Origin of the sequence: Thalassotalea piscium, assembly GCF_030295935.1 — a bacterium.
Classification (GTDB): Bacteria; Pseudomonadota; Gammaproteobacteria; order Enterobacterales; family Alteromonadaceae; genus Thalassotalea_B; species Thalassotalea_B piscium.
Map to the genome: position 1 here is coordinate 1,751,655 of NZ_AP027362.1, position 20,252 is coordinate 1,771,906.

At 36.7% G+C, this 20,252-nt stretch carries 15 protein-coding genes and 1 riboswitch; of the genes, 7 read left to right on the forward strand and 8 right to left on the reverse strand.

Translation table 11 applies throughout. The features are described from left to right. The first annotated feature begins 53 nt into the window (after positions 1–53). Complete coding sequence (locus QUD79_RS07555; protein ID WP_184426412.1) at positions 54–2,063, forward strand: methyl-accepting chemotaxis protein; 2,010 nt, start codon at positions 54–56, stop codon at positions 2,061–2,063. 730 nt (positions 2,064–2,793) lie between these two features. Here the strand turns inward: QUD79_RS07555 and QUD79_RS07560 are convergent. Together QUD79_RS07560 and asnB are read right to left on the reverse strand one after the other, a co-directional pair. Continuing rightward, on the reverse strand, positions 2,794–3,597 hold the full coding sequence (locus QUD79_RS07560) for a hypothetical protein (RefSeq protein ID WP_184426414.1): 804 nt from the start codon (positions 3,595–3,597) through the stop codon (positions 2,794–2,796). Positions 3,598–3,764: 167 nt separating this feature from the next. Further along, complete coding sequence (gene asnB / locus QUD79_RS07565) at positions 3,765–5,429, reverse strand: asparagine synthase B (RefSeq protein ID WP_184426416.1); 1,665 nt, start codon at positions 5,427–5,429, stop codon at positions 3,765–3,767. A gap of 655 nt (positions 5,430–6,084) precedes the next feature. Here asnB and QUD79_RS07570 point away from each other — a divergent pair. Further along, positions 6,085–7,263: a PA0049 C-terminal domain-containing protein gene (locus tag QUD79_RS07570; protein WP_184426418.1), complete on the forward strand. Its 1,179-nt coding sequence runs from the start codon at positions 6,085–6,087 to the stop codon at positions 7,261–7,263. A gap of 293 nt (positions 7,264–7,556) precedes the next feature. Here the strand turns inward: QUD79_RS07570 and QUD79_RS07575 are convergent, their stop codons facing one another. Together QUD79_RS07575 and gloB are read right to left on the reverse strand one after the other, a co-directional pair. Next, positions 7,557–9,188, reverse strand: a complete 1,632-nt coding sequence (locus QUD79_RS07575; RefSeq protein WP_184426420.1) for a LysM peptidoglycan-binding domain-containing protein — start codon at positions 9,186–9,188, stop codon at positions 7,557–7,559. 77 nt (positions 9,189–9,265) lie between these two features. Next, entirely contained in the window at positions 9,266–10,072 is an 807-nt protein-coding gene (gloB, locus tag QUD79_RS07580) for a hydroxyacylglutathione hydrolase (protein ID WP_184426422.1), read from the reverse strand. Positions 10,073–10,125: 53 nt separating this feature from the next. On the opposite strand from gloB, the gene QUD79_RS07585 reads away from it, so the two are divergent. Both QUD79_RS07585 and QUD79_RS07590 read left to right on the forward strand, forming a co-directional pair. Further along, the gene (locus tag QUD79_RS07585; protein WP_184426463.1) at positions 10,126–10,878 is read left to right on the forward strand and encodes a class I SAM-dependent methyltransferase; all 753 of its coding nucleotides are present in this window, start codon (positions 10,126–10,128) and stop codon (positions 10,876–10,878) included. 10 nt (positions 10,879–10,888) lie between these two features. Next, entirely contained in the window at positions 10,889–11,647 is a 759-nt protein-coding gene (locus QUD79_RS07590) for a Nif3-like dinuclear metal center hexameric protein (RefSeq protein ID WP_184426424.1), read from the forward strand. A 40-nt stretch (positions 11,648–11,687) separates the two neighbouring features. Here QUD79_RS07590 and QUD79_RS07595 read toward each other — a convergent pair whose 3' ends face one another. Then, positions 11,688–12,449 (reverse strand): ElyC/SanA/YdcF family protein, encoded by a 762-nt coding sequence (locus QUD79_RS07595; RefSeq protein WP_184426426.1) that lies wholly within the window; start codon positions 12,447–12,449, stop codon positions 11,688–11,690. A gap of 465 nt (positions 12,450–12,914) precedes the next feature. Beyond that, positions 12,915–13,112, forward strand: a riboswitch (Lysine riboswitch). Between the two features lie 109 nt (positions 13,113–13,221). On the opposite strand from QUD79_RS07595, the gene lysC reads away from it, so the two are divergent. After that, complete coding sequence (gene lysC, locus QUD79_RS07600; protein WP_184426428.1) at positions 13,222–14,604, forward strand: lysine-sensitive aspartokinase 3; 1,383 nt, start codon at positions 13,222–13,224, stop codon at positions 14,602–14,604. A gap of 68 nt (positions 14,605–14,672) precedes the next feature. On the opposite strand, the gene queC is transcribed toward lysC, so the two are convergent. Next, entirely contained in the window at positions 14,673–15,329 is a 657-nt protein-coding gene (gene queC / locus QUD79_RS07605; protein ID WP_184426430.1) for a 7-cyano-7-deazaguanine synthase QueC, read from the reverse strand. A 79-nt stretch (positions 15,330–15,408) separates the two neighbouring features. On the opposite strand from queC, the gene queE reads away from it, so the two are divergent. Then, positions 15,409–16,086 (forward strand): 7-carboxy-7-deazaguanine synthase QueE, encoded by a 678-nt coding sequence (gene queE, locus QUD79_RS07610; RefSeq protein WP_184426440.1) that lies wholly within the window; start codon positions 15,409–15,411, stop codon positions 16,084–16,086. A 23-nt stretch (positions 16,087–16,109) separates the two neighbouring features. Here queE and pdsS read toward each other — a convergent pair whose 3' ends face one another. Beyond that, positions 16,110–18,272 carry a proteobacterial dedicated sortase system histidine kinase gene (gene pdsS, locus QUD79_RS07615; protein WP_184426466.1) on the reverse strand — a complete coding sequence of 721 codons (2,163 nt, stop codon included), beginning with the start codon at positions 18,270–18,272 and terminating at the stop codon, positions 16,110–16,112. Between the two features lie 11 nt (positions 18,273–18,283). After that, positions 18,284–19,024, reverse strand: coding sequence for a proteobacterial dedicated sortase system response regulator (pdsR, locus tag QUD79_RS07620; RefSeq protein ID WP_184426442.1), 741 nt, complete (start codon positions 19,022–19,024; stop codon positions 18,284–18,286). Positions 19,025–19,260: 236 nt separating this feature from the next. On the opposite strand from pdsR, the gene pdsO reads away from it, so the two are divergent. After that, complete coding sequence (pdsO, locus tag QUD79_RS07625) at positions 19,261–20,049, forward strand: sortase-associated OmpA-like protein PdsO (protein WP_184426443.1); 789 nt, start codon at positions 19,261–19,263, stop codon at positions 20,047–20,049. Positions 20,050–20,252 lie beyond the last annotated feature (203 nt).

The window sequence follows — 20,252 nt, forward strand, 5'->3', positions numbered from 1 at the left end:
TGTTGTATCTTATCCTTTCAGGTTGGTATTAAAAAATAATTAAGGTCAGTTGTATGTTGAAGTTGGACACCATTCAAAAGAAAATTCTCTTTGTTATATCTAGTTTTGCTATTGTTGTTATTTTTGGCAGAACCGTTTTATTTGCCAGTAGTTCTTACCAAGAAGTTAAAGATGACCTTCAGCAACAAATCGTTACTCAACTTGAACGCGATAGCTTAAAGCTAACAAGCTATTTTATGCAATATGCACGTGTTGTTGACACCTTTATTAATGCACCTGAAGTTATTGATTGGATGCTTAACCATAAGGAAAGAGGAGCATTTACTGCGGCTGATAAACAATATGATAGTTTAAATCGTGTCTTTCATACTATTAGTGACCGAGATGAAAATATTTTATCTGCATTCTACGCATCTGAAGCAACTCAAGAGTATATGGCAGAGGGTCGAATAACAGGAGTGCCTGACGAAGGTCATGAGTTTGATGAAGAAAAAGGCTACTTTGTACGTAAAAGGCCTTGGTATAATCATGCAGTAGATTTCAAAGATATGTTAACAACACCGCCTGCTGTTGATGCTATCACAGGCGCAATTTCAGTTTCATTAGAACAAGCAGTCTATGTTAATAATAAATTACTAGGTGTTGGTGGTATTGATATCTCTTTGAACAATATTAATAAGCTTTCATCAGAGATCAATTTTAAGGGACAAGGTTTTGCGGCATTGTTTGATGATAAATGGCAAAATATTACATTCCCAAACACCATCATAAAAAAAGATATAAATACTCCCATCGAAAAATATGATGAATTACAAGGGACTATCGGCCTTAGTTCATTATCAACAGCTGACCCTCTTAAGATGACAGAAGTTACTATCAATGAAACTAATTATTACGCAGTAACTATGCCTGTAACAACTCAAATGCCTAAAATGACTTGGCATCTTGCTTTATTTATTCCTATTGAAGTTATTGAAAATCCGGCCAGAAAAGCTGTAACTAACGAAATTATAATTAGTATAGTAATATTAGTAATTACTTTGACTATTCTGACAATTATTACTTCAATTGTGAGTCGTCCCCTTAGGAGGTTAACAGATGCTTTCGCTAGTGTAGCGGAAGGCGATAGCGACCTAACACTAGTTATTGATGAGAATAGTTCAGACGAAACAGGTAAATTAGCTAATTACTTTAATATCTTTTTAGCGAAGCTTCGAGAGGTTATCTCCGGAGTAGCTTTAGATAAGGAAGGTGTATCAACCGCTTCAGCAAAAGTAGAATATGTATCACAGCAACTAATTGAAAAAACCAATGTAAACAAACAAGCATTGAGTACGGCGAGTGTAGCGGCAACACAATTGGCTGCGAGTGCTGGTGAAATTGAAAACAATGCGATGAAGACGTCGAATGCTTCTACAGATATGCGAGATAAAACTGATGAAACTATCTCTTTGGCTAAAGAAGCTGTTACTAATATGCAACTGCTTGGTGATAAAATAGAAGCTGTAAATACAATTATGAAAGACTTAGATTCAGCGTCTGCTAATATCGGCCAGGTAGTGGATGTAATTAACTCTATTGCGGATCAAACAAATTTATTAGCGCTAAATGCTGCAATTGAAGCTGCACGGGCTGGCGAACATGGAAGAGGGTTCTCAGTTGTTGCTGATGAGGTCAGAGGGTTAGCACAAAGAACCCAAGAGTCTACAAAAGAAATATATACTGTAGTAGACGACTTACAACGTAAAATAACGCAAGCTGGTACAGGTATGTCGGAAGGGATTGAGCAAACTAAGAAAGTGAGTATGAATATTGCGACTTCTGGAGAATCAATGGAAGAAATCGGGTCACTATTAGATACCATTCAAGATGATATGGGACAAGTTGCTACAGCTTGTGTGCAACAAACTAAAGCCATAAATGAAATTAGTGAAACGATGAGCGAAGTTAACGACTTTTCTGAGGAAAGTACGTTGTTAATTCAAGATTTAGGTGTTCAAGCTGTGGAACTGAAAAATGCCGTAAATGGTTTAGAGCGTCAACTAAACAAGTTTACTTATTAGTAGTTAATTTAGTTATTTTAATATAGCCTAACTGAAGTAGGGGGGGGTACTCTAAGTGCAGTATTTAATAGCCAAAATTGTCTATGCGTTACTACACTAACCAGGAGTATTTCACCCCTTAATCAAGGTTGAGACTAGGGCATACCAGTAAATTATTGCAATAAAAATCAAACCAAAAAACGTTTAAAGCTAATTTTATATTTATGTTTTACATGCTCTTTTTCAAGCTAATAAATAGGCTTGAAGTTATTATTTAACCTGCTATATTGAGCTCTATGAAAACACCCATTGTCTTACTCAATATCATTATATTTTTAGGGAGCTTCGCCCTAAAATTTCCCGTTTAAACGGGCATTTTACTGCCCAGACAGTTTTTACAGTTAAAGATAATTTCCCCTGAATTGTTTATAAAGTTATTTTTACTCAATATAAATTTGTTTTACGCGCTATTTCTGTGGACGTATATCACAAGTGTAGTGCAAAAATTTTAGTAAGGAGGTTAAGCGTTTAATTTTTCGATTTGTTAGTTTTATAAAACCATATGTTATTAATCTGATAGTTACTAATAGGTGATAAAATGTCTAAAAAAGATAAGAAACAACCTGTATTGACGTTAAAAGAGAAACGTAAATTGAAAAAAGAATCAAGTAGTAATGAAGTTGTAAAACCAAGAAAACGTAAAGGTTAAATTTATAAAGCGCCAATTTAATTGGCGCTTTTTTATTATAAATTAATTAATTTGACCAGGCGCCAAAGGTTTATTCGCTTGTAATTTCAACTGAGCCTCTAGTTGTTCAATACGCTCAATAACAAGCTGTAAAGAAGTGTCTACTTGGTTAACTGATGTTGCTACTTCCATTTGTTGTTTGTCACGTATGTCAGCTTTCTGACTCAGCGAGTTTACTTGTTTTAGGAGGGTAGCAAGTTCATTTTGCATTTTACTTGAAGCAGATATTTGCTCAGAAATTGCATTTAAACTAAATTCTGTTGATGTTTGTTTTTCTTGGATTTCTTTAACAACAGCCAAACTAGCGGTATTTTTTAAACTGTTAATATTACTGTTTACGCTTTTATCTAATGCTATCGACTTTGAACGTAATTCCTTTATTTCACTTTGGTTTCGTCGCCATGCACTTGCCCAAAGTTTATCCATTTCGCTCCATAACTCATTAGACTTTTCTGTTAATGCTTCAAGCTTAACTTTTAGCGCTACTGTAGATTCACCAATTTCTTCACCTGTTGCTGATAATTGTTGCTCAAGTTGAGCAATACGCTGTTCTGCATCCGTTTGTATTTCTTTTAACTTGGTATTTTCTAGATAAAACCAATAGCTTGCACTTGCTAAGGCAATATATACTAGTATTAATGCAAATTTGTTTGCAAATGAAGCTTTCCCTTTTGTACTATTTTCAGCTGTCGGAGGTGGTGTTGGCGAGCCTCCTTTGCGCGTATTAGAACGTGTAGATTGAAATGATTCAACCTGATCAATATCAGGCGTGATGCTGGTAATTTCTGGTTCTATTCTATTAGTCAAAATGCTTTCCTATTACTACAATGGTACGAAAAAATAGCCGCTATAACTTTAAAGCAAAAGTGCTTAGTTTTTAACTAATAATTACAATTAATTCAAATAAAAAGTCGAAAATAATTACTTATCTTCGACTTCGTACTAAAAATACAATAAGTGCTGTATTTTATAGCTTAGTAACTATCGTTATGTACATTTTGTACAGCACGCCCAGATGGATCAGCCATAAGCCTAAAGCTTTCATCCCATGCAAGAGCTTCAGGTGTACTGCAAGCAACTGACTTACCGCCTGGTACACATTCCGCGGCAGAAGGAAGTGGAAAGTGTTCTTCAAAAATGCTGCGATAAAAATAGGCTTCTTTGGTGTCTGGTGTATTTAATGGAAATTTAAACTCAGCACTGGCGAGTTGTTGATCGGTCACTTGACTTTCAACATGAGCCTTTAAACCATCAATCCACGAATAACCAACGCCGTCAGAAAATTGCTCCTTTTGACGCCATAAAATTTCTTCAGGCAAATAGCCTTCAAAAGAAGATCGTAAAATTGCTTTTTCCATTTTACCATTGCCGCACATTTTATCAGCGGGGTTAATACGCATAGCCACATCTAAAAAGCTTTTATCTAAAAATGGTACGCGGGCTTCAATACCCCATGCAGACATAGATTTGTTTGCGCGTAAGCAATCAAACATATGTAGCTTATCAAGTTTACGCAGTAACTCTTCGTGAAACTCTTGAGCATTGGGTGCTTTATGAAAATACAAGTATCCACCAAATATTTCGTCAGCGCCTTCTCCTGATAGCACCATTTTTATACCCATCGCTTTAATTTTACGAGCCATTAAGTACATAGGGGTAGAGGCACGAATTGTGGTAACATCGTATGTTTCAAGGTGATAAATCACTTCTTTAAGCGCATCAATTCCTTCTTGTGCTGTAAATACAACACTATGATGAATAGTACCAATGCTATCAGCTACTTTTTGAGCTGCTATTAAGTCAGGTGAGCCAGCTAAACCACAGGCAAAGGAGTGCACTTTTGGCCACCATGCTTCTGCTAAATCATTATCTTCAATTCTTCTCGCAGCAAATTTTTGCGTAATAGCTGAAATTAAAGAGGAATCTAAACCGCCTGAAAGTAATACACCATAAGGAACATCGGTCATAAGATGACTTTTTACTGAGTCTTCTAATGCTTCACGTAACTTTGTTTTATTAGTAAAGTTATCTTTGATCGCAGAGTATTTTTGCCAGTTACGCTGATAATACTTTTGAACTGTACCTACGCGACTATCTAAGAAGTGACCAGGAGGAAACTCAGATACAGTTTTACATACAGGCATTAATGCTTTCATTTCTGACGCAACGTAAAAGTTGCCTTCTTCGTCGTAGCCAGTATAAAGCGGAATAATACCAATGTGATCACGTGCAATTAAATAGCTGTTGTCTATTTCGTTGTATAAACAAAAGGCAAACATACCTTGTAGTTTATCTACAAAGTCTACACCGAACTCTTCATATAACGGTAAAATAACTTCGCAGTCAGAGCCCGTTTGAAATTCGTAGTCAACCTTTAGGTTAGTGGCTAATGCTTTATGATTATAAATTTCGCCATTTACGGCTAATATATGTGTTTTAGCTTTATTATAAAGAGGTTGTGCACCATGCTCAGTGTCAACAATAGACAGGCGTTCATGTACTAATATTGCATGCTCATTGTTGTATATGCCTGACCAATCAGGACCACGGTGACGTAGTAATCGAGAACATTCTAGTGCTTTTGGACGTAAAGCCTCAGCACCTGTTTTTATATCTAAAATTCCAAAAATCGAACACATTGAAGCGCTACTCCATTTTGTTAGACGTTAGTAAATAGGCTCACTAACAAGGTTACAGTTTGTTTTATATCTATAATAATTATTAGAAAATATTATGTTTAAGGTGTTATTTCGGCGAGAGATTTTGAAGACTTTCACTAAAACTACAAATAAACAGTTAGCATTAACTTAACTTCTGTTTACACTTGTTAATGTGCCAGTATTAGAATAAAAATCAACTGTTATTTCGCTTTTCGTTAGTTAAAATAAACATATAAAAGATTATTAGCGATATAATACCAATCTTACTAACTATGTGATCATTTCTACGGGCTAAAATAGTCAACTACTGCGTTATTTATTTTATAATTATCGCTACAAGGATGTAGCTTATGTAGGCAATGCTGGAGCATAATTGCCCTGAACAACTCGTTATGAAAATAAATGCCTTGTATTTGGCTGTTTTCATTGCGTATAAAATAGATCACTTAATTGATGAAACTGGTATAAAAGCCAATTTATTACTAATAGAGAGGGTATTCTTTGTTTTTCGTGGCTTGTGTTAGCTTATGTAATCTACTAAGTTGTTACCCATCAAAAATTAATAAACTGTTTATCTTTTAATAACGACATCTGAGTTTAATATATGAATTTTAATAGGATACAAAGCAAGCAAATGTTAGTTAATAAATTTAAACCTGCACTTATTTTTACCGCAATAGTTGCAGGCACTTTGCTACATAATCCCCTTGCCCTTGCTAACAACATGAATGAGTTGACTGTTGAAGAGGGCCGTATTGCATTGGCGCAAGAAACTATGCCACAGGTTTTTACTCGGCTAGAAAAGCGTTATCAGCTGTTTGTTGAGCAAATAACAATTGCAAGAAACTATACTGCATTAACTCAGCTTATTATTCGTCATGGAACTGGCTTGTGGAAAGACGCGGTTTCAGACTTTTCAAAGCAAAGCCAAATGGATGATCGATCACTGTATTGGACTAGACTGCAAATGCAAGCGGCACTGCGTAAAGCAAAAGTGTTTAATGACTTATTACCAATGCAACAAGAAAAGATACTATGGAGCTTCGAATTATTGTCTCGTGGTCAACAAGATATTCGTTTTGATCAAGGTACACATAAAAAAATACTGGTTACAGGCTTTGATCCTTTCTTTTTAGATAAAAATATTAATCAAAGTAATCCTTCTGGTATTGCTGCATTAGCATTAGACGATTTAACGCTTAGTTCAGATGGTATAAAAGCTGAAGTTGAAACGCTTATTTTCCCTGTTCGTTTTGAAGACTTTGATCAGGGTATGGTTGAAACTTTACTTGCACCTTATATGAAAAACGTAGATATGATTGTAACAATTAGTATGGGGCGAAAATCATTTGACTTAGAAAGGTATCCTGCACTTAGACGAAGTGCAGAAGCCCCTGATAATTTAAATGTGCTAACCGGAGCTAGTGCTAAAAACCCTTTAATTCCCTTATTAAATGAAATGCCGTTAAAAGGGGAGGAGTTTGTTGAGTTTAGTTTGCCTGCTAAAGCAATGCAGCAAGCTAAAGGATATTTTTCTGTTAATGATAATAACAAGGTAAGCACTTTAACGGGGACATTCGACGCTTCATCTTTAAAACAACTTCAAAATGAAACTTCAGTAGAAGGCTCTGGGGGAGGGTATTTATCTAACGAGATTTCTTATCGAAGTATATTACTGCGAAACAGTTATAATCCATTATTACCTGTCGGCCATATTCATACACCAAGAATTAGCGCTTATGACCCTGTAACATCTGAAAAAATAATTAAACAAATTAAACAAATGCTGACATTAGCAATTACTGAAATATAGTAATTCTTGAAATAAAAAAGGTGCTAAATAGCACCTTTTTAAGTTAGTTAACCTGAGTTCTGGATAAGCTAAGCACGTCAATGTCACGATTTTTGCGCGTATCTGCGTTAAATTTGCTACTAATAGCTCGCTATTAGGTACGCAAACTTGCCTTGATTCACTCAAAACTTATAACATTGATATATAACTACATAAGCAATACGATTGCTCTATAATAAGTAATTGAAAAGTATAACTTTATCTGTGTTGATCGTACATCCGTTATCCAGAACTCAGGTTAGTTAATAATTCGATTAAATGTTATTAGTTACATCTACAGACAGTTTTAGTTTTTGACCAGGCTGTAAATATTTATTTCTGCTAAGTTTATTCCAGCGCTCAATATCTTTAATGGTAACGTTAAATTTATCTGCTATACGAGCAAACGAATCGCCTTTACGGACACGATAAATAATATTGCGCATAATTGAACTTTCGTTAGGCTGTTGTGTTGCAGCAGTTGTTGCTATAGCATTTTTTTGCCAGACAACTAACCTTTGGCCAAGTTTTAATGTGTCGCGTGGTGCCATTCCATTCCATTTGGCTAAGCTTCGGTAGTCAACCTTATATGCACGGCTAATATCCCATAAAGTGTCACCAGCCTTAACCGTGTGGTACTTTTTAATGCCTTGTTGGGTTTTGTTTTGTTTTGCTTGTAGGCGCTGAGATTTAGATAATATATATTTATCAGCGGCCTCTGAAGCAACAGGAATCAATAAATGCTTCCCTTCGCGTATTTGAGTACCTCGAATATTGTTTACCTGCTGAATAACACCAATGTCCGTATTAAACTTTTTCGCTATTTCGCCTAAGCTATCGCCTCTGCGTATTTGATAGCGCTGCCACGATAAGCGGTCTTTCGAACTAAGCTTAGCTAGCTTTTGATTAAAAGCGTCAATTTTAGAATTAGGTAATACAAGGTAATGCGGCCCTTTAGGGTCGGTCGCCCAGCGATTATAACCGGGGTTTAAATGCTGTAATTCCTTTAATGAAATATCGGCTAATTCAGCCGCTTTAGCTAAATCTATTTGTGAGCCAATATCAACTTGACTGATCACGCCAGTGTTGTGTAATTCGTATAACTTAACGCCAAACTCTTCAGGCCGTTTAACTAAATCAACTAATGCTAATAATTTAGGTACATACGCGCGAGTTTCTTTAGGTAAATCTAATGACCAAAAGTCAGTTGGCATATTGCGACGTGCATTATTTTTTACGGCGCGTTTTACTCTTCCTTCCCCTGAGTTATATGCAGCTAGTGCTAATAACCAATCGCCATCAAAGTATTTATGTAAGTACTTTAAGTATCCAATAGCTCCCTTTGTTGAAGCAACTACATCTCGGCGGCCGTCGTACCACCAGTTTTGCTTCATACCAAAACGTGTACCTGTTTCAGGTACAAATTGCCACATACCAGAGGCTCTACCATGCGAATAGGCAAAGGGATCAAATGCACTTTCTACGATAGGAAGTAATGCTATTTCAATTGGAATATCGTTAGCTTTAAGCTCTTCAACGATAAAGTGTAAAAAAGGCTCGGCACGTTTAGCGACTCTATCTAAATAAGATTGATTTCGACTAAACCAGTTGCGTTGTGAAATAACGCGCTTGTTTTGTGGAATATCAAAAGTTATACCGTCTCTTATTCGTTGCCAAAGATCATCAGTTACGTAGGTTTCATTGTCTGTAAGGGTAATCTCAACATCGTCTACAGGGTGAATAACATCAACAGCACCATCGGCTGTTAATGCTTCAGTTATGTCAATAGGTGAGGCTACACTCTCCTGATTAATAACGATATTAGATTTGTTTTCTGTTTGTTCTAGCGTTGACTGACAACCGGATAAAACAAGCGCAGCGGTAATGGAAAAAGTTAAATACTTCATATATTATTGTTCAATTCAATTTGGGCAACAGTGTTACTTATTTAGGTAGACTATTCAACAATAGTCAGTAGTTGGTGTTAAAAATTATCTTTCCATTTTCTGATCACAGTAAATGTCTCTAGCCCAGCTTCAACAGCCTGCCCGCCATATTCTGTAGCGCTACTCATAATAGTTTGCTGAAAGCATCGTAAAAAAGGGTTAATTAAATTTTCTTTGCCGATTGTACTTGGTAGCGTTATTTCATCTTGTTCACGCATTACTCGTACTTGATTATAGTAGGCAATTAAATCAAGGTTATCGGGTTCAACTGCTAAAGCAAAAGATAAATTTGCTAGTGTATATTCATGGGTACAATAAACACGTGTTCTCGCAGGCAATTTGCTTAGCTTATTTAACGAGTTATACATTTGCTTGGCAGTTCCTTCAAAAACTCTACCACAACCACCCGAAAATAATGTGTCTCCACAAAACAGAATATCGTCGCAAATAAAGGCTATATGACCTAATGTATGCCCTGGTAGATCAATAACAGTAAAGCTAAGGTTAAAATGTTTTAACACTACAGTATCGTTTTCTACAAGTTTTATATCGCTAGCCTTTTTTGCTTCAATTGCTGGACCATAAACAGTAAGCGGCCATGTTTTTTGATTACAGTAATCGCGTAAAGCATCTACTCCACCAATATGGTCGTTATGATGATGCGTAATTAATATGGCATCTAGCTGTAAATTATGCTGTTCGATATAATCTATACAAACAGTGGCATCACCAGGATCAACTAAAACTAAAAAGTTATTTCCTTTAGTTGTAATAGCCCAAATATAATTATCTTTGAACGCTTTAATGGGATTTATATTAATAAGTTCGTTAGAATTAGTTGGCACTGAATTATATCCTCAATATACTGATAGCTACAGTATACTAACATTTGATATTGATGAAACCAGCTTTAGCTTTTAGACAACCCCATTATCCTAAATCATGGAAAAATTTACCTAATGGTGAATTGATTCTTGATAATATAGATCAAGCATTAGCGCCTTGGTGGCCTAAGTTTTTTGGTTATCATTTACTTAAAATAGGTGCATTAAGTGGCAGCGTAGACACTTCATTATCATCAATTAAACATCAAATGGTTTTGGCTGAGGCTAAACACAAAGCAGACATTACCGCAGATATTGATGATTTACCCTTGTTAGAACACAGTATTGACGTTTGTGTGTTAAGCCATGCATTAGAGTTTTCAGTTGACCCTCATCATGTTATTCGTGAGGCAAACCGGGTATTAATACCTAATGGTTATTTAGTTATTACCGGTTTTAATCCCTTTAGTTTAGTTGGTTTAAATAAATTAATGCCTTATCGCCGAGAAGTTACACCTTGGAGTGAACGTTTTTTTTCACCGATGCGAGTAAAAGATTGGTTACACCTAATGGGGTATGAAATTTTAGATGATCAACGGTGTTTACATTCAACGCTTGTTGGTAGTATTAGCCAAGGTATAGTAGCGCGTAATTGGCGTAAATTTGCAGAGCATTACTTACCTAACTTAGGCTCAGTATATGTTATTGTTGCTAAAAAAAGGGTATTACCGCTCACACCAATTAAGCCTAAATGGAAGTTAAGAGCTAAGTTAGAAGCTGTTAATGCCTCTACGATGAATTCATCTTCACAAAATAAAAAATCTTAATGGAAAAAATATGTTAAGCACTAACTTTGAGCAACACCTCAATCAATTACTTAAACCTGAACAAATTAAGGACTTTTGCCCAAATGGGTTACAAGTTGAAGGTAAAAAAGAAATAAATAAAGTCATTACCGGTGTTACTGCCACTCAAGCATTAATTGAACAAGCTATTAAAGAAAAAGCAGATGCTCTTGTGGTACACCATGGCTACTTTTGGAAAAATGAGTCGTATGTCATTAGTGGTATGAAATACAAACGTATTAAAGCATTAATTGAAAACGGAATAAGCTTGTATGCTTACCATTTACCACTGGATATTCATCCTGTTTTAGGTAATAACGCACAGCTAGCAAAGCTATTATCAATAGAAGTAACGGGCCCTTTAGAGCTTGAAAATCCGTTAAGTGTTGCTATACAAGGTAAGCTTGCAACGGAAACCGATGGGGAAAGCTTTGCACAGCTTATTTCAACGCAATTAAACCGCCAATGCCTGCATATTGCACCACCCTCGAATAAACATATAAAAACTGTGGCTTGGTGTACTGGCGGAGGGCAAGGTTACATTGAATTAGCCGCTGAGCTTGGTATTGATGCGTTTATAACTGGCGAAGCCTCAGAGCAAACAACACATGTGGCAACAGAGATGGATATTCACTTCTTTGCAGCAGGACATCATGCAACAGAGCGCTATGGTGCAAAAGCATTAGCTGAGTATATCAATGAGAACTTAGCCATAGAAGCTAAGTTTATTGATATTGATAACCCAGTGTAATGAGGGCGGGTTTTTATTTTGTGTAATGGTATTACAGCGGTTAAAACAATGCTTTTAGCCACTGTACCAATTGACCAACATACTCATAAGTTGCGTTGGTACTTCTCGATAAACTTTGAACATTAGGTACATAATAGCCCCAGGCTTTATCATCATCAAATCCTTTTACCCATGGGCTAGCCGGTGCTGGAATGGCATTAACGCCTTGCTCGGTAAAGTATTTCAGCGCTCTTGGCATATGGTCTGCATTGGTTACTAAGACAACATTTTTACCCCTAACCCGGGGCGCAATTAGCTCTGCTTCTTCTTCTGTATCTTTTGGAAAAGGCTCTACTATAATTTTTGCTTGGTTTACCCCTAATAGCATCGCCGCTTGTTTGACTTTTTCTGCGTTTGCTACAGGGTCACCGAGTGCCGCGCCTGATGTAATAAGTGTTGCTTCGGGGTGAATGCCTAATATTCGTATACCCTCAACCAAACGTTGTAACGAGCAAGCTTTAAGTTGTGAAGTGGCGGGTAGGGCATCATCGGTAGTATGACCGCAACCTAAAATAACAATATAGTGAACAGGGCTAGCTGAACGTGTAAATGCTGAATATTGGCTCTCTATTGGCAACATAAAACGATCAGATAAAGGAGACAAAGATGCCAATAACAAAATAACAAACCCTGTTACCATACATTTGAAGCTATGTTTAGGCTTTCTATGAAATAAAATAAGTGAAATTAAAAGTAATAATAAAACAATAGAAAGCGGCATTATCATTACAGTTGCAACTTTTTTTAAGAAAAATAAATCCATAGCAATTAGTTTGTATCCTTTTGTTATCTGTACCCGTTCCACTTGAAGATGCTCGTTTAAGGAAGTCTGAGCTACTCATAATCAAGGCGCAATTTTTTACTAATGGTTATCTCCTTAAAAAGAAATGCAACGCAGGATCAGTTACCGAGAATAACCATTCATTTCAATCATTGTTTGTCAAAAACGTTTCTAATTCCAGCTAAATCCCGCACATTCAAGTGGAGCGAGTTTATCTGTAGTGTATATAACTTAATATATCACTTAGCTATTATTAAAGCCTAGTGATGCCTCTAGTCCTTATAGTTAAAATGTGCGACCTAATGTTGGCATTGCATATGAAAACTTCTAGGTAATAATACACTAAAAAGACCATTGATATTCGTACTATATTAATGTTTAATATCGATGTCTTATTTTAGAATAATTACTCAATTTGTGTTGGGTTTGAACAACTTCTATATATTAAGCACCAGAAGAGGTGCGTTAGCCAGGTAGTTTTCGAGAGGAGCCACAACTCCAATGAATGAAAATGAGGGGGACTAACGCCGAGGGCAACAAAGCTTGTGGAGACGAGTTGCTCGGTCGCTAAGGTTGAATCCTTAGGATTGTCACCGCGGTTCAACTTTTAAATTGAGTCGCATAGGGTGGAGAGCTTCTGGCTGAAAAGACAAGCTGCTCGCTTATATACGCACCTTTCCACTCAGTCATGCTCTTCCTTGTATTTATATAATAACTAAATGTTATACACATTTAGATTTGGGAGGTTTAGTAAATGTCAAAATTAACAGTTGCCAAGTTCGGTGGAACCAGTGTTGGTGATTACCCAGCAATGTTGCGGTGCGCAAATATTATAAAAAACGATACGGGTAATCGTGTAGTTGTGGTTTCAGCAAGTGCTGGCGTTACTAATTTATTGGTACGTTTATCACAAGCTAATTTAAGCTCATCAGAACAAGTTAGTATTATTAATCAAGTGCGTGATATTCAATATAACATCACTCAAAACTTAGTTAATCAGGCAGAACTGAATCAAGAAGTTGATGGCATATTAGTAGAACTTTCAGAGTATGCCAAGCTGCAATCAGCGGAAGTTAGTTCGAAAATTGCTGACACTATTTTATCATTTGGGGAGCAGCTAAGCTCACGTATTTTCGCTCAAGTATTGAAAACGGTTCAAGTTAACGCGCAATATTTTGATGTTCGCAGTGTCATGCAAACTAACAGTTCTTTTGGAAAAGCGGTGGTTGATACAGAGAAACTGAAACAAAACTGTCATCAACTACTTGTACCATTACTAACGAATCAGGTTGTTGTTACACAAGGGTTTATTGGCAAAGACTATGATAATAATACAACAACGCTAGGACGAGGTGGGTCTGATTATAGTGCCGCGTTACTAGCTGAAGCATTAAATGCTGATAACTTGGCGATATGGACAGATGTTGTTGGAATATTTACCACAGACCCTAGAATTACCGATAAGGCGAGGGCGATTAACGAAATTAGTTTTGGCGAAGCAGCAGAAATGGCAACATTTGGAGCAAAAATTTTACACCCAGCAACGTTAATTCCTGCGATGCGACATAATATTCCGGTATTTGTTGGTTCCAGTAAAGAGCCCAACAAAGGTGGAACTTATATTCAAAAAACAGTTAGCTCAACTCCAACGTATCGGTCAATAGCGCTTCGACGTGAGCAAACATTAGTGACGGTAAAAAGCCCTGCAATGTTACATGCAAGTGGGTTTTTAGCAAAAGTCTTCAATGTATTGGCTAAGCACCAGCTAAGTGTAGACTTGATTACTACTAGTGAAATTAGTGTAGCCATGACTTTTGATAACCCAACGGGTACAACACAAGCATTGCTAAATTCAACAGTTGTTCAAGAGTTAGAAAAATTATGTGAAGTTTCCGTTGAAAATGGCTTATCCTTGATTGCTGTAATTGGCAATAAAATGCAGCAAAAAAGTGGAGTGGGGAGTTGTATTTTTGATACGATTAGCGGTATTAATGTTCGTATGATTTGTCATGGGGCAAGTGAGCATAATTTATGTTTTTTAGTTAATGAAGAGCAAGCTAACTTAGCGGTTGAGCAACTACATAAAGCATTTTTTGAGCAAAACGTGAAGCCGACGGAATTAGCTACAGCAAGCTAAACTCGCATGAGTTTTCATTTAAAAAGAGTAAACGTATGAACATTTACTCTTTTAAAATACTGTCAACTTTACTCATATGAGATGGGGTCAATCGCGTTGTTGTCTCTAAAGGCTTCTAATCGTTCTTGGCATGCTCCACATTTACCACAGGCCTTATCTCGTCCGTTATAACAGGTCCAAGTATTACTATAATCTAACCCCATTGATAAACCATCGGTTAAAATTGCGCTTTTAGATACAGTTAAATATGGGCTGAAAATTTCAACTGCATCGTAATTAGCAATTTGACAAACATCATTCATTTTTTCAACAAATTCAGGTCGGCAGTCTGGGTAAATATTATGATCACCAGAGTGAGCACCATAATATACTTGGCTAGCTTTTACTGAGACTGCGTATGCAACTGCTAATGAAATTAAGATCATATTACGGTTTGGCACTACAGTTGACTTCATGTTATCTACTTCGTAATTACCCTCAGGGATTTCAATGTCATCAGTTAGTGAAGAACCCGCTAACAGTTGATTAATTGCCGAAATATCAATAACTTTATGACTTACGGCAAGTGATTTACAGACCTTGCTGGCGCATTCAAGCTCTTTTACGTGGCGTTGTCCATAGTCAAAGGATAAAGCAAAAACTTCTTTTCCATCTTTTAATGCGCGATTAAGCACGGTAAATGAATCCATGCCACCGGAAAAAATAACAACAACTTTGTTAGTCATTTGTAAGCTCTCTTAGGTATAATATTTATCGCGACATTTTACGTTAAATTACCTAGGCATTAAAGCAAAGCGTTAAACTATGACAACAACCAAATACAAAATTAATGAATTATTTCAAACTATTCAAGGAGAAGGGGCATTTACCGGTCAGCCTTCTATATTTATTCGGCTACAGGGTTGTCCTGTAGGTTGTTCATGGTGTGATACCAAGCATACATGGGAGATAGATCCCAACCTGATCATTCCATCTAATGATATGTTAACTAAAAAACAAGAATCTGAGCATTGGTCGCATCTAACTGCAGATGAAATGGCCAATATTTTTAGTCAGCAGGGCTATAAAGCTAAGCATATTGTTATTACTGGTGGCGAGCCTTGTATGGTTGATTTAACGCCGTTATGTGACACCTTTGAAAGGCTTGGTTACTCTTGTCAAATAGAAACATCAGGCACTTTTGAGATACTTACCACTGAGCGCTGTTGGGTAACTGTTTCTCCAAAAATAAATATGAAAGGTGGTTATGCTATTTTAGAAAGTGCGATGCAGCGTGCCAATGAAATTAAACACCCTGTTGCAACAGAACAGCACGTTGACGATCTAAAGAAGCTTTTGTTAGATCATAATGTTAAGCACACACCAATTTACTTACAGCCTATTAGTCAAAAACAACGTGCAACTGAGTTAGCGATACAAACCTGCATAGACAATAACTGGCGTTTATCTGTACAAGTACATAAATACATAGGGATAGAATAAGCTACTCACTTTGGACCTAGTTGCTAGGTCCTAGGAAAACTCATACTGATGGTAACTCCTTGCGGATTATGATGATTAGTGGCTGTAATTTTACCTTGATGAAACTGACAAATTAGTCTGGCTATATATAAGCCTAAACCTAAATGCGGTTGGGTATCTTGACTCCCTTTTCTTACTGACACCATAGAATCGAATAAACGCTCATGCATCTGTTCAGGTAAAAGTTGTCCGTTATTACTAATATGTACAACCACTTCTTTACTATGGTATTCAGTTGTTATAAATATTTTTTGGTCAATACTAAACTCTGCAGCATTAGCAATCACTTTATCGAAAAGCTGGGCGATATGCTCTGGTGAACCATTCATGCTAAGTGCTTTATCGCTAGGTTTATAATGAAAATTAATTGTACTATAAACTTGCTGATACCCTTGAATACAACCATTTAATACTCGATTAAAATCGAAATTTACTCGTTCACAGCTCACTAACATTTGCTCTATACGTGTAGCTTCGCTCATACTGGTGAGAATTGCGTTTAGTCTTGCAATCCCTCCTTGTGCTCTATCTATATATTGTTGACTTTGCTGGGGTATATCATGTAATGATAGGTTTTCGAGTGACGTTCTTACTACGGCTATTGGAGTGCGTAATTCATGAGATAACCGCGACGACATTCCCTCCAAATAGTGATTATATTGACTTAAACGGTTTACAACTTGCGCGAAACTACGTGAAAGATCTCCTATTTCATCATTTGCTGTTGAAGCCGTTATACTTGCCGTAATTCGTCCATTTTCATCAATGGCATTCTCAGCCTGATTTCTCAACTTGCTAATACGATTGGAAATACGAGAAGCAAATAATAAAAAGACCACAGCACTAATGAGTAGAATTGCAATAATAGCGCTAAATAATTTTTCTAATGCTTTGTTTCTTAATGTTCTGATACCATTTGTTGTTTCTTCAACAATAACCGCACCGTGTACCTGTTGATTGATAAAAATAGGGTAAGCCGCTGATAATACGACTGCTTGTTGGTCTTTTGTTAATCGCCATTGAGAGGAAGGGTCACCAATAAGTGCCGTTTCTATATGTTGGCCAGTTAAATTTTGTGTATCATACAAATTATCAATAAACGCCTTTGGTGGTTTTGTAAGAAATTTATAATACAAAGGAATTAACCAATTCTGCTCAAGTTGTTGCCAAGGACTTAAATTATTACCGTTTGTATTGTCATCAGGCAAACGAGTACGTTGCCACACACCACCGGCTTTAGTTAAGTCGCCAGCACTGGCTAATACCCGTTTATGTTGATCAACCACCCAAATACGAGAATTAGTATGGCTCATACCTTTTACAATGCGCTCTATTTCAGGTGATGGCACAACAATTGTGCCCAAGGTTTCTTTTTGACTAGGGTCGGCAGAGCCAATGCTAGAAGATATTCCCTCAGTTGTGCTGTCAACATCGTGTACAGCAAAAGCAATTTGATCACCAACATGAGTGAGTGGTATTCGTAACTCAATATTGTAGCCTTGGGGAGTTGTTAGCCAATGTCCTTGTATAAAGTTGGCTACCTCTGGAAAGGGGCCCGATAGATGAGTAATACGGTAGCTATCTAACCAACCAGATTGTTTGTTAGCAATAATATATCGATTGAAAACGCCGCTATTATCGACCAAAGCTATTTCTAAATGGTCATTATTAACAATACTTTGTGCATTTGTCGGCCTGAAAACTACTTTGTTATCAACAACACTGATAAATAAGTATAAATACTTACCATATTTAGCGATTGTAGCTGTGAACATATGTTCGGAGTTTATATTCGCGAGTAGTGGGTTAATACTGTTTTGTTGGTTGTATAAATGAATTCTATTTTCATAATTTGGCCAATCGTTAGGCAAACCATCTAATTGAATCGCTTGCTTTAATTCATAACCATAAAAGTCTTTCCCTTGTTCAACACTGGGTAAAAAGCTTGCTTGGTTGTTAAATAGGTTGGGCCTTTCATGCAAGGCAGTGGCTAATGCGCGAGCTGTGCCTAAAATAGTTTGTTCTTGGCCATAACGTAGGTATTTTTCCATTTCCCACACATATTGATAGCCAAACCAAGGGATGGTAAACAAAACACTGGCGAGTAATAAGAGTTTGGCTCTAAGCCCAAATCTAATGCGCATTATAATAATTCACTTTACTCTTGGTCAGTTACGGATGAGGTTATGTGATTGGTAGCGTTGCTGTTGGCGGTATTCCAACGATAACCCATACCGTAAACGGTTTCTATACAGTCAAATGTTTGGTCGATTTTAATAAACTTTTTTCTAATTCGTTTTATATGAGAGGTAATGGTGCTGTCATCAACAAATATTTTTGACTCGTTCATTAATTGTTGTCGACTTTTAACAAATCCCGGGTTTTTCGCTAATGCGTGAACCATCCAAAACTCAGTAATGGTAATATCAAGTGGCACAGACAACCATGATACTGTCATGCGTTGTACATCAATCTCTAACTGCTCTAAATTAAGTATATGCTCTTTAGCCGATGGTTGTTTAAGTGCATCTTCTCGTCTAAATAATGCTGCAATACGAGCAGTTAAATGCGGCAAGCTAATATCTTTAGTTAAATAATCATCAGCACCTATGCGAAGGCCTGAAACAGTATCAACGTCATTATCTCTAGCAGTTAAAAAAATTATAGGTAAGGTACTTGATAAGGTGCGTAACCATTGACATAAAGTAAAGCCACCATCGTATTCTTGCTCTAAACCAATATCTAAAATAACTAAGTGAGGTAATTGTAGAGTGAAAGCTTGGGTAGCACTTTCACGATTGGCAAAGGTTTGCACTTGATAACCTTGTGCTCTTAGTACATCGGCATAGTTTTCTCTGATAGCGGCTTCATCTTCAACAATAGCAATTCTTTTTGACATATATATTTAGGTATTAACAAGTGATATTTATGGGTGAACTATAACGAATATTATTAAGTGCGTCTTGTTAAAGACGATATTGCCATAATCTTGCCACAATTGACCTTCATATTGCCATTTTTACAGCGTATTAAAGCCAAATTCCTTTGTTTAAATAACGTCATCGAAAGCTAACAGCAAATAATCGTTTGCTGATCAGCTTCACGCATAACACTTAACATGAAAAAGGAAATAGTATGAAAACTTTTACTAAAAACGCAATTGTAAACACTATGGTTATTGCATCTTTAGCAGCAAGCCCTTTAATGGCACAAGAGAATGCCATCAATGAAATAGAAGCACAAACCATTATGTCTGCGGGTGACAAAGAAGGAGTTGGTTTCGGGGTGGGTGTGGTACTTGGTGCAATATTTGGCGGACCAGCAGGCGCACTTATTACAGGGATCGCAGGCAGCCTTGTAGCAAAAGAAATTAACGCAAAAGAAGAAATAACTTACTTATCGAGCGCCATCGTACAGGAACAGCAAGCAAAAGCGGCGTTAGATGAAAAATATGCACAACAGCTTGAGGCACAAGAACGAGCTTTTAGTAACCAAATTGCTGCGGTTAAAGCATCATTATCTCAGGCCAGTAAATTACAAGCAGAAAACTTATTAATGAGTTTACAATTCTCTACAGGATCTAGTGAAATACAAGCACATTATGAAGCGCAAATAGACGCTTTAGCTAGACTTTTGGTTCAAGCAAAGCATTTAACAGTCGATTTATCGGGGTATACAGATTTACAAGGAAACAGTAAAAACAACCATGCTTTGTCTATTGCGCGTGTTAATTCAGTTAAAAAAGCCTTAATTGATAATGGTGTGGCACCAGATCGTATTAAACTTTATGCATTTGGCGATAACTCGCCGGTGGTAGCAACGAATGAGCAAAAGGTGAGCTTTTATGACCGTAGAGTGGTTATTAAACTTAGTTCTAACGAAAACAATATCGAAAATGATCAGCACGTAGCAAATAATTATTAAACATTAACGCTTACCAATGGTTCTTTTTATAGTGAGTAAATCTTAAACTTAAATAGGAGGTGTAAACTAAACATATTATAGCGATGTAACTTTTAGATAAGGGCTAGTAGCTCCCATACTACTGGCCTTATTTAATTTTTCTAAGAAATAGGGCGTGTTGATCATTCGTGTACGTATTTTGTACGAATTAAACATGATTTAAT